The following is a 14,828-nucleotide window of genomic DNA, read 5'->3' as shown; positions in this document are numbered from 1 at the left end:
CTTCGCAGCACCTTCTTGTCCCCCCCTTTTTAAGGGGGGCTAGGGGGGATCGGAGGCTAGACACAGCTCGATCGCAAAAGTGCCAGATATCAGTAAAAATTCAGCAAAAATTTCCAATTCTGTGAGATAATTTACCCAAGGCAAACACAATGCTAAATGTCCAAATCACACCCCACCGCGAATTCTTACCAGCCGATTCCTCAGAACAAAAACTATTTGTAATGTTGAAGCTGTGGCCGAAAAAAGAAGTAGCAAATACGCGCCCGCCCACAACCTTTGTTTTTTTAATTGATACCAGCGGTTCCATGCGTGAAGTTGTCGTCGGTGATGTCGTACCCACTGGCAATACCTTTACGGTGGATGGTCAAGAGTATATGGGAGTCACCGGAGGGGAAACGAAGATAGGTATTGTGATTGAGTCCCTAAAAAAAATGATTCATTCTGGGAAACTTAGTGCGAGCGATCGCATTGCCATTGTCAAGTTTGATGACTCGGCTTCCACCCTGATCGGACTCACTCCAGCTACTCAAACGAGTCAGTTAGAAAGTGCGATCGAACAACTCCGGGATTTTTCCGGCGGTACGCGCATGGGATTGGGTTTGCGCGGCGCATTAAGCTTGCTCTCCGGGCAAAACATGACCATCCGGCGCACATTGCTATTCACCGACGGTCAAACCTTTGACGAAGATGTATGCAGGGCGATAGCCAGCGAATTCGCCTCCAATAATACCCCCATTACCGCATTAGGAGTTGGAGAATTTAACGAAAACTTACTCACCTATCTCAGCGACACCACTGGCGGAATTCCGCTTCATATTGTTGCGGAAGAAAACCCAGGCGGTACAGCAGTTTCCATTAGCAAACTGCCAGATACAATCATTCAAGAATTCACCCAAGCGCAACAAGAAGTCATCACCAACTTAGCCTTAACTGTGAAAACAGTAAAAGGAGTAAAACTGACTCGCATTGTCCGCGCCTATCCCTCTCAAGCCGAATTTTCTCTCACTCAAGACCCCTATCCCATTGGCAATGCTGTAGGAAACGATGAAACCGTTTTCATCTTAGAATTCAGCATGGAAAGTCGCGCCGCCTCCCGCGTCAGAATTGCCCAACTTGGCCTAACCTACGATGTACCAGGACAAAACCGACGCGGTGAATTGCCCCCTGCCAATCTACTCGTACAATTTGTCGCCGGACAAGTAGCAGCCCAACTCGATCAAGAGGTAATGGTTTATGTACAACAGTGCAATATTTCCCAACTTGTTGGTGATGCTACTCGCATTGCTGAAAGCAATCCTCAAAAAGCGGAAGAATTGCTAGAAACTGCCCGCCGCATGACTGTAAGAATTGGCAATGATGCTATGACTCAATCTCTCAATCAAGCTCAAGACGAGTTGCGAAAAACCCGCAGAATTTCCGATGGAACTCGCAAAACCGTCAAAATGGGTTCCAAAGGTAAAACCGTCAAATGGGGCGGAGATATCAATAACGAGCTTTCGGAAGAACAAATTCGGAAGCTATCAGGAACCTAGACAGGAATTACCCAGTTGGTTGAGCGTAGTCGAAACCCTATCCAGTTGGTTGAGCGTAGTCGAAACCCTACCCTTCGACTACGCTCAGGAACCGCGAAGTCGAAACCCTATCCTTCGACTACGCTCAGGAACCGCCCTTCGACTACGCTCAGGAACCGCCTAGTCCAATCTCACACTTACAAATTCCCACCCCCCACTTACAAACAAAGGAACTAAAACCATGACAATTACTTGCCCCGCCTGTAATTATGACAACGCCAGTGATGCAGAATTTTGCGATGCTTGTGGCTATGAACTAGGATCGCCCAGCGCACCGCCTGTAAGTGCCCCTGTTAACGCCCCTTTTACTCCACCTGTATCGTCATCTTCAGCCCCTACTGTGGTTCTGCCAGACCCAATTTCTCCTCCGCCACCAATTCCCCCTACTTTCACACCTTCCACTGGAACTGCGAGGCTGATTTCCAAACAATCTAACGTGCCTACAAGCGAATTTCTGCTAGATGGAAGCAATGCAGTTATCGGCAAATTTGATTCAGATACCGGGCCTGTAGATGTTGACTTAGAAGGGTTTCCGGGAGACGAAACTATTTCTCGCCAGCACGCAGAAATTTATCAGGAAGGAGGAATGTGGAAAATCAAGGATCATCTTGGCTCGACTAATGGTGTTTTTATTAAACGGGCAGGTCAGTCTAAATTCGATGCCAGAATTACCATGCCTGAGATTTTGAATAGTGGAGATGAAATTGCGATCGCCAAAATTCGCTTCCTCTTCCAAAGTCCTTAATTAGGATTGACCGACTTCGCCAAAGAAACCGGGTTTTTATCGAATCTGCCGGCTGCAACGAATATTTTTCGTAAAAAACCCGGTTTCCGAACCCCCCGATCTGTTTCCAAAATCTACAACTAAATCACTGCCTACTCCTATGACAAATACTTTGGCAATTCAAGAAAAAACTCAGTTTTCCATCGATAACTTCAAATTAGAGGTTTTATCCTATTTGGGGCAACTGAGAGCAGGAATTCACTACTTTAAAGTGAAGATTCAAGCCGATGATGATACTGCTAAAACAAACAATTTTGGATTGTTGCGTGTCGGTGCTTGCGAAGGTGCATTAAAGCAAGAAGTTGAACTAAGGAAGGTTTTGAGTGGCTATAAAATGATTGGAGAACTACTGGCAAAGACTACCAAAGATTCTGTCAAGGTAGATTGGCGATCAGTTGAACATCCTCAGCCACAGAAACCAGAAAAGCCGGAAATAAAAACAAATTTTGACCAGCTAGAATCTTTGGCAAATTCAGCAGAGCCAATCTTCAATGAAGCAGAGCAAAATGACGAAAAATCTGTCGTAGCCCCCGAAGATGCTACTGATGAAACCAATCCAAAACTTACGGATGGGGGCGCAGAAATTGGTGGGGTTGATGATAGTTCGTTGCAGCCAGCAGATTCCCTAAAAAACCTGGTAGTTGAGCCTTTAGACCCTTCGACTACGCTCAGGGAGCGGGGAGAACTAAGTGGAAACCCGGTTTCTGTAGTGGAAACGCCTCAGTCTTGTACTGCTGATGCAACTAATGGAGAATCCGAGTATTTAGAGGAGGAATGTTACCCAGAAGAGGAAATGTGTGCAGATGAGGGCGATCGCAAACTACTACTACTAACCTATCTCCCTGAAGACAACACAACCTTACAATCTTGGCTAGGAGAAGATAACTCCTTAGAATCTTGCTTATTCATAACCAGTCAAGTTTGTCAATTCTTTCGCTATATTCACCAGCGTGGGTGGTGTTTCGTCCAAATCCTGCCCCAATTTATTGAACTAGGAACTCCAATCAAATTTTTTGATTTAACAGGAGCTTATCCATTGAATGAAAAATTGCGATCGGGCTTGTCAGAAAACTACGCCGCTCCCGAACTCGCCTATGGCAGCCATCCCATCCAAGAAGCAATGAGCAGCTATACAGTAGGAGCCTTATTGTATCACGCCATTCACAAACAACCCCTTTCCTCCACCAACCAAATCGACCTTAAAATCAACCCCATTCCCAGAATTTATCAACTCCTAAAAATTGCTCTCTCACCCTTACCAGAAGAACGTTTTCCCTTGTCTCAACTCTTAAGTCTCTTGGTAGAAACCAGGCAATCTTTACAAGGTACTAAAATACACTGGAATGTCGCCAGCCGATCGACTACAGGTTTATCCACCAGCCGCTTGCAAAATGAAGATAGTTATGGCATCCGCCAAATGCAGTTAAGCAATTCCGAAACCCTCATCTTAGGAGTTGTTGCTGATGGCATGGGCGGAATGTCTCAGGGCGAAGTTGCTAGTAAGTTGGCAGTTCAAACAGTCCTAGAAGAACCCATTCCTGCTGAATTCAACACTATAGAACAAAAAGCTGCATGGCTGGTTTCATTAGTGCAGAAAGCCAATGAATCTGTAGCTACTCATGTGCGGGACGGCGGAACCACATTAAGTATCACTTTAGCAGTGGGAGGAGATTTGGCGATCGCCCATGTTGGAGATAGTCGCATATATCTTTTCAGACAAGGAGAAATACGCCAATTAAGCGAAGACCATTCGCTGGTAGCCATGCTGGTAGCCAGCGGTCAAATCACCCCAGAAGAAAGTTTAGATCACCCAGATCGCAATGTGCTCACAAAGTCGATCGGCTCAAAACGCAGATTAAGCGATGGCTACGTCCAACAATTAAGCCGTTCAGATCAAAACCTATCTTTAGCCTTAGAAAACGGTGATATCTTGCTACTATGTTCCGACGGCGTATGGGATTTAGTATCAAATCCAGAAATAGCTCAATTTTTTACCCATAACAAAACTTTGCAAACAGCAGTTGATGAAGTCATTAATTGCGTCCTTCAGCGAGGAGCATCAGACAACGCCACACTTCTAGCCTTAGAACTTAGCAGCCATCCAGACAACCGTTACTAAATCAATCGGAGTAGATATTAGTCATGTCAATCATCTGTCCTTATTGTGCTACAGAAAATCATGAAAATGCCCTAGCTTGTATGAGTTGCGGTGCTCCTTTTTCCGTGCAAACATCTGGCTATTACTTATCTGCTGGCAGTTCCCTCCAGCAAGGAAAGTATAAAATTGAAACCTTAATTGGCGAAGGTGGATTTGGCATTACCTACAGAGGTATTGACCTAGTAAATTCTCGGACTGTCGCCATCAAAGAAAACTGGCCAGAAAAAGCTAGCCGACAGGGAACCACAGTGGTTTGGCCCCACACAGTCACTCCAAAAGATAAAGACTGGCAACTCAAGAAAGTAGCAACAGAAGCTCAATATTTATCTCAGTGTCAGCATCCAAACATTGTCAGAGTGTATGATTATTTTCAAGAAAACAGTACCGCCTATGTGGTGATGGATTTCATTACAGGTAAACCCCTTTCTAAAATCCTGGAAGAAGAGGGGCCGCTACCTATGCAACGAGTGAAACGTTACTTACTGCAACTATCAGCAGCACTCACAATCGTTCACGGGGCAAAATTGCTACATCGAGATATAAAACCAGAGAATATTCTGATAGATGGCCAAGACAGAGCAATTCTGATTGATTTTGGTGCAACAAAAGAATTCATTGCCGGACAAACTAGACAAATGAGCGTCACCCTAACGCGGGGATACGCACCCCTCGAACAATACAGCTACAAAGCCAAGCGCTATCCCGCTACAGATATCTATGCTCTCTGTGCCTCAATGTATGAATTATTAACCGGTCAACTTCCTGCAGAAGCCACAGATAGAATATCTTCAGAAACCCTAGTTCCCCCTCGTCAATTACGCCCCGACCTCAGCCCTTTAATTGAACACATCATTTTAACAGGAATGAAAATCAAGGTAGAGGAGAGATTTCAAACAGCCGATGAACTGATTAAAGTTTTGAGAGGAAGCAGTGTCACACCCAAACTAATTCCTCTCAAATCCGTTAGTTTCATCACAGAAATTTTATTAGATAAAAGCAGATTAATTATAGGGAGAAGTGAGCCAGGAGGTGAATTGCCAGATATCGATTTAGATAGTTTTCCAGATGCCAATACTGTATCACGCCCCCACGCTGGAATTTATCAAGAAGCCGGAGAGTGGAAAGTCAAAGATTTAGGTTCAGTTAATGGAACTTTCATCAAACGCGCCGGACAATCTAGGTTTGGCAACAGAATGACTGCCATTGAAATTTTAAATTCAGGGGATGAGATTGCCTTTGGCAAAATTCGCTTTCGATTTGAGAACATTTAAAAAACCAACTCCCGGCCCCTGAGCGAAGTCGAAGGGTCGAAGGCACAACCAACTCAATTTGAGAAAATTTTAAATTTGAACTGAGGTAACTAAAATGTCTATTACTTGTCCCGCTTGCATGACAGAAAACTCCGATAATGCGTCGTTTTGTACTGTCTGCGGCTTTTCTCTCACTCCTGCTGGTAGCAGCAGTTCATCTTCCTATCATTTGCCTGCTGGCGCATTACTCAAACAAGGCCGCTACAAGATCGAAAAAACCTTGGGAGAAGGCGGATTTGGAATTACTTATAAAGGTACTGATTCAACAAACTTAATGGGTATTGCCATCAAAGAACTGTGGCCTGAAAAAGCAATCAGACAGGGAAATACCATTACTTGGCCGAATTCTATTTCTCCACAAATCAAACAGCAACAACTCTCTAAATTTCAGCTTGAAGCGAATTATTTATCGAGATGCGTTCACCCGAATATTGCTAAGGTTTATGACTGGTTTGAAGAAAATAAAACTGCTTATATAGTTATGGAGTTTATTTCGGGAAAGTCATTATACCAGGTAGGAAATGAGGAAAAACCTTTATCTGAAGAGCGGGTGAAAGGCTATATAATTGAAATTGCATCAGCTTTAAAAGTTGTTCACACTAATAATCTCCTCCATAGGGACATTAAACCAGATAATATTATTATTGACAATCAAGATAGGGCCGTTTTGATAGATTTCGGTGCTACTAGAGAGTTTATTGCTAATCAAACTACTAATATGACGCAGTTGTTAACCCCCGGATATGCTCCACTAGAACAGTATTCAGCAAAAGGCAAACGCTATCCTGCTACAGATATTTATGCCTTGTGTGCTTCAATGTATGAATTATTAACAGGAGAGCCACCAGCCGCCGCTACCGACAGAGTAGCATCAGAAACTCTGACTCCACCTCGAAAATTACGCCCGGATCTCAGCCCTTTAACTGAACAGGTTATTTTAACCGGCATGAGAACGAAGGTAGAGGAGAGATTTCAAACGGCCGATGAACTCATTGATGCGCTCAAAGGTCACTTTATCACGCCTCTGCACAGGAAATCCCTGGATTTTGTTAAGCAAGGAAACTTGGCAGAAGCTGTTGAGGCTTACGAAAGATGTTTAACTACTGAGCCTAATAATGGTGAAGCAGCGGTAGAATTATCCCTGGTTTTGATTCACCTCAATCACTCTCAAACAGAAGTTGCTGCACAGAGAGCGATTCAATTGAAACCGAATGATGGCAGGGGCTATGGAGTGCTGGGTTTGATTAATTGCCGCAAATCAAATTGGCCAGAAGCGGTTAGACAATTGCAGCAAGCAGCAAATCTTTTGTCTCATGAGAGTTGGGTACAAGCTAATCTAGCTTGGGCTTTGGGCAAAACTGGAAATTGGCAACAGGCAGAAAGTGCGATCGATCGCGCCATTCAAATCGAGACAAAAGGTGATTTAGATCCGAAAATTAAAATGAAGCTAGCATCACCTTTTGTACTAGGATTGAAAGGGTGGATTGCAGTGAATCAAAAAGACTGGAAACTAACTATTAGTCATGCTACACCAGCTATTACTAAGTCAAAACAGGCGAATTCTCAGGGCGATCGCGAATTGCTACGCTGGGCATATCCTTGTCTAATTATCGCCTTAGATAGAGCAGTAATTACTCAACAAGCACGCGATCTAGAGCGACGCCTCCAAGAGTTTATCACTCTGGTTCCTGACAGCAGTTTCGCCTGGGGATTTACAGGCTGGAAACAAGCTTTGCAGGGGCTATGGACTGATGCTATTCCTAATTTTGAAAAAGCGACGCGCTCCCAACAAGCCCCTGCTTGGGTATTGGAAAATTTAGGGATTTCTCGCGAACAACTCCAAAATATTCCTGGTGCTATCCAAGCTTATGAAACTTACAATCAGAAATTTCCACCCCATGCTTTTGTCCAATTTCGTTTAGGTACATTGTTGGGGCGGCAGGGACAGTGGCGGCCAGCGCAGTCATACTTGGAAAAAGCCGTTCAGCTACAACCGGATTATGCTGAGGCTCATCATAATTTAGCTTGGGTTTTGTTCAATCTTAAAGACCAAAAAGGTCAAGTTGAGAATTTGCGGGCTATGCGATCGGCTTATCGGACAAGTTTTGAACTCTATGGTCAACAGCACAAACTGGCTTTAGCTCAGGGCATTAAACAAGCTTTCCAAGTAATCGGCGTTGAGATTTAGTGCGATTTTTATCATTTTAAGCTGTCTCGCATCTAAATTGTATTTTTGGGGCGGGCTAGGAGCAACAGAATTAACTTATGGTGAGCATCAATACAAGCATTATTTTTCAGGGGGTATTTGCTTTATTGAAGTTTTGGAATTGTACATATTTTATAAGGCTATAATTCCACGGCGTATATGACATCAGTGCACTTGCAAAACTTGACTCTCACCCGATTTCCAGCGACGCGCTATCGCCTCTTTCCTAAGATTTATCTAATTGAGAATGGTGCAAAATATCAGTCCAACCAGCTTTATTCGCGCTACAACATCACGAAGGGAAATTCTCTCTTTGTCCAAAGTCCAATTACATTTGTGACTTGCTTTCCATCTTTTTCCATTACTGTGTTGCGCGAGCGTCGATCGCACCTGGGCAATCTTACTCAGTTGGTTGTTAGCGCACTCTCTCCGGCTCCAACAGTGAGCCAAGATCGGCGAGTTGCGAACAATAAACTGTTGCCCTGGTGAGTGACAACACTAGCGAGGAACGAGTCTGTCTATGTTTCTAGTTGCGAACTCCCGCGTCGAACTCACATTTTTCAGGTCGCGCTGGGCTAAACGAATCGCACTTTTTGGCAGCGTTTTCACCACGCTCCTCCATCCGCCAGCTCTAAGCGGCGAGCATAAGTGTGGACGATCGCACCCGAAAGCAACGATTTCACCATCACTTGAGCGCCTGAGACAGCTTTAACCACATATTTTTGAACCTCACCAGCAAACCGCACTAGCGCGCCCACTTTCAATGAGTGTCCTGCGATCGCAGCTTCATCTGCTGGCGGCACAGCCTCCGATATATTTATATTCTTATCCGACCCTGTGCCGCCAGGAATTCCTTCCAAACAAGGAGCCACAGCTTCTGCCAAAGAGATAGTCTTCTCATCCCGCTGCTGCCAAGCCGCAAAAATCGCCGACCTGCCGTCGTTGGGGAACTCGAACTGGTAAACTCGAATGCGCTTAGACCTGTCCAAAGCATCTCGTTCCTCCGACCTTTCTTGGCGAACCCGTCGCAGGGTAAAGCCCAGCTTCCTCTTCAAAACGTACTGAACCACCTCCATTGGCTGGGCATTAGGGTGGATCCTGATACCCAGAAAATCCTTCACGTCCGCAGAATACTGCTTGACCCTTTGAGCAAAGGCTATCACCTCCGGGTCAGTCCCTCGATACTCCCTGTCTGAGTCAAACAACTCCACCAGCCCCAACTTCCTGAGAGCTTCCACAGAAGCTTTCAGGAAGCGCAAATCTTGCGGGCAAACCTTCCCTTGACCCCTTTCTTGATGCCCCGCCAAGTGATTTTTATCTCGTTTCCTGACAAACTCTGGGTCATGGGTCAAATAGTAATGCAGGCGAATTTGAGGCAGCCAGCCGTCGTCGTCCTTCAATTTCAGCTCGGGCGTCACCGACACCCCATAAGTCTCTTGCAGTTGATACTTGCGCTTTTGATTGATTTCGCCCCGAGTCTTGGAGCGCTTGTCCTTCAACTCCAGATACTCAGACAGAGTAATATCAGGAGCATCAGCAACAGCATCCGCTTCTACTTTGCAGTTTTCTCGCTGAATTGACTCAGCCTCTTTCTTAGCCAGAGCAGCTCCAACATTTCGGAGATTTAATTCATTTAACCCAGCATCAACCTTCTGGGCAACCTGCTGCAATAGCTTCCAGTTTTTAATCGCGCTGGCTGCTATTTGCTGCGCTAATCCCTCTAAAAGGAGTTGTTCTAGCTGATTTTCTCGGCACAGTTTTACCTGAAACCCTTCAGCTTTTAGGCTGTACCTAATCGCCTCCCTGTAATGCCACATTCCGGCATTAATTCTAGCAGCCATTTTTGCCCAAGTTCTCAGGTGAACCGGGTCGTGGGCCGCGTCGATGTCGAAGTCAACTCCTTGCAGCAAGCGAATATTGGCTTTGATAACCTTCTGCTGGGAAGCAAGGAGAGCTCGATAAGAAGCGTTGCCGTTGCCAATTTTGCCAATGCCAAAGGGCGCTGTCCAGACAAAGATTGGAACATTTTCATCCCTGACTCGAGCGAGACTTTGCAGGGCATCGTTGACGGCAATTGCTCCTTTGAAAATGCCGAATACCGCTGCAAAATAACCGCGAATGTCGATGCTAACTCCTGTGCCAATGGTGGGGCTAGCGATGATGATGTCGTAGTTTTGAATGGTGGCATTAAGATTCTCAACGCAGCCACAAGCGGGATGGTTGGGGTCGGCTACTGACTCGCTATCAATCCTGAGAATGCGCTTGTTGGGAAATCGTTTTTGCAGTTGTGTTTCTAGGTTGCGACACGACCATTTTCCTTTGACTTTTTGGGAGTCTTCAACAACCATAATGTGGGGCCTGTTTCGATCGAGCGGGCAGCAGAGGGCGCGACTTTCAATGTCGCAGCCGGTGACTTCTCGCGACAGAATTTGCTCCATTTGAGCGAATAGTGGTGCGGGACTTTGAGTGGCGTAGAAGATCGCGTCCCGCTCTTTTTTAGGTTTCCATTCGTTGACGGCAATCCAAGGTTCGAGAGGGATGCCAGCAAGCGCCTTCAAGTAGTCGATCGCGCAATCAGATAAGTCAGCATCCTGGGCAACGATTAAGCCGCCGGTGGTTAAGACGGTGCGAATGAGTTCTTGCAGGGTTTGCAAGATGGCGACGCGGTTTTCGCGGCAGGTGCTGGAGTTCAAGGCGTGCCAGATGACTTGTTCGCACTCATCAATGAGGACGATCGCCCCAGACCAGTTTTCGGGGTTGAAACGGGCCATTGAGTGGGGGTGGAGGCTGTCTACACACAAGCCGTACCCGAATAATTTGCCTTCCGGCGAGTTCTTGGTTTCGTCGATGTAGTTGATTCCCAACCCGGCGCAGATGGCGCGGCCGAGCTGAATCCTGTGGGTGATGACTAGCACGCGGCGTTCGCCCGTGTTGAGGGCGTGGGAAACTAGGTGGGCGAGGGAGCGGGTTTTGCCGGTGCCTTTGGGGGATTTGATGCAGGCTAAGCCGGCCTCTGGATAGGGGAGTTTTCCCAGATAGCGAGAATTTAGCGTTAAAGACGCGGGATAGGTTAAAAGCCATGATTCCCTATCCCGCCAAAATTGGAAGCCTCGTGCTGCGTTTTTGAGGGCAATGAGCGCATCCTCGCCTCTGGCTACCACGAAATCGTCGATGCCTTTCTCCGGTCCCGGCAGGGTGATGACGCTGACAGAGCATTTGGCGGCGGTGAACAGGCGGCCGAGTTTGTCAATCTCGCGGTTGACGTTGAGGACGGTAGAGTGCTTGCTGTCGCGATCGAAGCCGATGTAGATTTCCCGCCCTGGGGTGGCGAAGTGTTGGAGTTCGGGGATGAGATAGGGGCTGCACTTCTCCCCTAGCGCGTTCTTGGTTCTGACACCCATTGTGACGCCGGGGAGGGCAATGGCCGCGTAGCCCATTGTGAGCAGGCTGGCGGCTTTTTTTACGCCTTCGACGATGGTGACGGGGATGTTGTTGAGCCAAACCCATTCCCAGAATTGAGGCGGGTTCGTGACGCCGGGGAGGGGCACAGGGGCACAGGGGAGATTTTCGTCTCCCGTCTCCCCCGTTCCTGTGCTCCCCATCTCTAAGTCCTCTGGGTTTTCAGGGTTGATGGGGACGCCGTGGCGTTCTGCAACTTTTGCCCAGATGTGGTCTGGGACTTGCAGGAAGAAGGCTCTGGTGGGGGTTTTGGGGGGGTGTTCGTATTTGACGGGCTTGGTTTTACCGTTTGGATCGAAGCTGTTGCGGGGCCGATCGGGTTTGAAGCAGCCCCAATACATGGGCTGCCAGTTGTTGAGGGGGTCAAGGCCCGAGCACCACCAGCCACCGTGTTCGATGTGGCTGTAGTGTTTTCTGGCCCACCGCCATTGTGCGTCGGGGTGGACTCTGCCGGAGGCGGCGTTAATTTCGTAGACGAGGTAGGCGTAGGGGGCGTCGCCACTAAGAGTTTGCACGTTGAGGGCGAAGATGGCGGGGTCTACACCGCTTTCTTGCCATTCATTGAGGGCGGACTTAGATAAGACCATAACGCACCCCCATGTTGGCTGTGTTGACCTTCTGGCCTAGTAGCAATGCGAAAGGCGCTCCAAGTTGCACCCGAATCTGGCTACCGCCAGAGCGCCTCATGAACGGGTCAGATGGAGTCAAGTGGACTGTGAGTCTCTGTGAGGACTGATTTTGAAGGTCAATGGCTGTGCTATCTCGATAAATCTTCACCGGGCTATTCCTTGAGTGGGGAACATCCCTTTGTCTCATGTTCTGAAAATCGCTGCTTGCACGCCGATCAAAGATAATTAATTAATTAAGATAATCCAGGCGTAGTAAGGTCTTGAAATGCTTGCTAGTCAAGAGTTTCAAAATTGAGTTGTCACCAGATCCGGGAGTTTTTGTCACCAGATCCGGGTGTTTTTGTCACTAGATCCGGGTGTGTCTGTAGTAAAGTCGTAAGCCTTGCCTGGTAAAAGTTTGAAGGTAATTTTGAGGTCATTTTTGCCTTACTACGCAAAACTCCAGCCTTACTACGTTTGGGGCTGGAGTTGGGGTCAAGGGGACAGGAAGCTAGATTGACAATTCTGGTAGCACTTTAGGCAAGATTTTTCTGAGGTGGGCGGCGGTTTTGGGGCTAATTGGCTTGCCGCGCTGAAGCTGTGAGACTAGCTGCTGAGATATGCCCAGCTTTTCGGCGATGACTCTTTGCTTCGTCCAATCCTTTGCTTCACAAGCCTTCTGTATCGGTTCCCACTCTAACGGGGCAGCAAATGCTGATTTCCGTTTCCGGGGCAAAGATGCTGATTTTTTAGCAGCTATCAAGGCAGGAATTTTACCGGGAGGCTTGATGGTGACGCCAGCTTCTAGCAGTAAATCAATAATTCTTTTTTTGCAATCTTTGGGTTTACCTGTTGTACTTCCAGGACGCAACCATTCTGGGTAGGTTTCAGAGTCATATATAATCTGCCAATCTAACTCAGCTAGCTGCATTAAGGCTTTATCCCAACGTTGCTTCAGCTTACCAGCGTAGCGATGATCTTTACGGGCTAATTCAATCTCATTTTTCGGCATCACCATCTCTAGCACGGTCTTAACCGTGTATTTCCCATTTGTATGAATGGCGCTTTCTGTTGTTATATTGATGGCAATTAAGAAGGCTAACTCATCATGATACGGGTTCATTTTTAGCGTTGCTTCTGAAATCCAACCAAACTCATATAAGGCAATTGGAGGCCTGGCATTTTTGCCAGGTTTATTAAAGAAAAACTCAGCCCATCTACCCGCCCGAATGAAGGCTACTATTTCTGTTGGTTCATCAATTTCATCTGTGAAAATGTTACGCTGCCCGTAGCGCTCCACAGCAACGTCCCAAATGAGGGAATTCATATCGCATCCTAGCTTTCCGATATTCCATTTAATGGTAGCGTCCAGCCTTCTCAGAAGTTTCAGGCATTTCTCTATCCTGAGTAACTTCTGGGAAGTGGTCATATCTTTACGCTCACCCCAACCCATTAAGTCTATGAGGTTAGTGCCACCATTTTTCCCAGTTCCAGCTAGCTTAATTTCAGTTCTCAAAGGCACAGCCTGTTGAAAAACATAGGCAGATAGTAAACAGTGGAGTTTGGCAGTATCTTTCCCCAAACTGCCAAATTCCTCAATAATTCCCCAGGCTGCCTTGCCTGTAAAGTAAAAATATTCTTTAGTAACTGGGTCTTTATCCTTTAAGGCTAACTTAACAAAACCCGTGCTGTAATTATCTCGAAAAAACACATTTTTATGGGTATCTTCTTGCCAATCCCAAATTCGTAATAAGGACTTGCAAGCCGTTCTAGGAGGGGCTGAGGTGAGTATTTGAGTGATTGTGGTGCTGATAAATACCTGGGGTTCGGTTGCGGGAACTGTTTTTGAAGCCAGCCCCAGCATAGCGATTAACTCATCTAGTGTCCGATTGGATAAATCGAGTGGCTCTAGAAAAATTAAAGCTGAATCAAGTGCCACGTTTTTCCATAAATTTTCCTCGGTTCTACCTGCCTGAAGCCTGAAGGTCAGATGATTTAATATCTCCTCTGCTTTTGTCAAGTAAAAAGCATCATCAACTATCTGCTCTTTGAGAAATTTTTCGAGTTCATCAACACACTTAGGACTAAAGCCTTCTAATGTTTCATCCCTTTTAGTAATTTCGGTATGAATCCCCATTGCTACATTCAAGGCCACACTTTCTAAAAAATTACCCTGGCGTAGCTTCTTGGCGTACTCTTGAATGCGGTCGCCATCTATCGTGGTGGTGGTGGTGGTAGTAGATAACTCCATAGCCTAGCCTCTTTATGCCAATAATAGTTACAGGTTTGATAGACAAATATCTCACTTGCTTTCTCGAACCGTTTTGTAAGGAGTAACCCGAACTTTCCGTACTACCACGCCTTGTATTCCCAAAGCATTTGCGTTCCAGTGGTGGCGAGAAATAATGTGTTTTTCCACTAAGTTCATGATCGAAAGTTCTCCCATATACTTGTCCCAATTCGCTCGTTACTACAGTTTACCATAACGCTATTGTTTTAAGATTTTCCAGTAATAATTTCCTGCTAGATCGCTGTTAATTTCTGCCCGAAACTAAGAACTGTTAATACAAGCTATTGTCAAATCTCAATCATCCCCTAACCCACAAACAGCCTTCGCACAGAGGGACGTTATGCTTCCGGTTTTTCCACTAATTTCTCCTACAAAGCACATCTATTATAACAATACTTCGGACAGTTTTGGAACAGGGATGCTCCGCGAGTAGAGCCAAAAA

At 46.3% G+C, this 14,828-nt stretch carries 8 protein-coding genes; 5 read left to right on the top strand and 3 right to left on the bottom strand.

Annotated features, from left to right (window positions below; translation table 11 throughout):
* Positions 1–149 precede the first annotated feature (149 nt).
* The 5 genes from QT974_RS18040 to QT974_RS18020 all read left to right on the top strand — a co-directional run bounded on the left by QT974_RS18040 (position 150) and on the right by QT974_RS18020 (position 8,011).
* Positions 150–1,532, top strand: a complete 1,383-nt coding sequence (locus QT974_RS18040; protein ID WP_333469812.1) for a vWA domain-containing protein — start codon at positions 150–152, stop codon at positions 1,530–1,532.
* Between the two features lie 220 nt (positions 1,533–1,752).
* Complete coding sequence (locus QT974_RS18035) at positions 1,753–2,316, top strand: FHA domain-containing protein (RefSeq protein WP_106331267.1); 564 nt, start codon at positions 1,753–1,755, stop codon at positions 2,314–2,316.
* Positions 2,317–2,455: 139 nt separating this feature from the next.
* A complete protein-coding gene (locus QT974_RS18030) occupies positions 2,456–4,474 on the top strand; it encodes a PP2C family protein-serine/threonine phosphatase (protein ID WP_333469811.1) in 2,019 nt (672 codons plus the stop codon).
* Between the two features lie 23 nt (positions 4,475–4,497).
* Positions 4,498–5,784 carry an FHA domain-containing serine/threonine-protein kinase gene (locus tag QT974_RS18025; RefSeq protein ID WP_333469810.1) on the top strand — a complete coding sequence of 429 codons (1,287 nt, stop codon included), beginning with the start codon at positions 4,498–4,500 and terminating at the stop codon, positions 5,782–5,784.
* A gap of 94 nt (positions 5,785–5,878) precedes the next feature.
* Positions 5,879–8,011, top strand: a complete 2,133-nt coding sequence (locus QT974_RS18020) for a protein kinase domain-containing protein (protein WP_333469809.1) — start codon at positions 5,879–5,881, stop codon at positions 8,009–8,011.
* A gap of 623 nt (positions 8,012–8,634) precedes the next feature.
* Here the strand turns inward: QT974_RS18020 and QT974_RS18015 are convergent.
* From QT974_RS18015 to QT974_RS18005, 3 genes are all read right to left on the bottom strand, one after another.
* A complete protein-coding gene (locus QT974_RS18015; RefSeq protein ID WP_333469808.1) occupies positions 8,635–12,075 on the bottom strand; it encodes a plasmid replication protein, CyRepA1 family in 3,441 nt (1,146 codons plus the stop codon).
* Between the two features lie 532 nt (positions 12,076–12,607).
* Positions 12,608–14,347, bottom strand: a complete 1,740-nt coding sequence (locus QT974_RS18010) for a helix-turn-helix domain-containing protein (RefSeq protein WP_333469807.1) — start codon at positions 14,345–14,347, stop codon at positions 12,608–12,610.
* Positions 14,348–14,398: 51 nt separating this feature from the next.
* A complete protein-coding gene (locus QT974_RS18005) occupies positions 14,399–14,524 on the bottom strand; it encodes a hypothetical protein (RefSeq protein WP_293228855.1) in 126 nt (41 codons plus the stop codon).
* Positions 14,525–14,828 lie beyond the last annotated feature (304 nt).

It is taken from the genome of Microcoleus sp. BM001215392, from assembly GCF_036700185.1.
In the GTDB taxonomy this organism is placed as follows: Bacteria; Cyanobacteriota; Cyanobacteriia; order Cyanobacteriales; family Microcoleaceae; genus Microcoleus.
The sequence above is the reverse complement of the archived record's forward strand: the minus strand, read 5'-3'. Positions and strand labels throughout refer to the sequence as shown.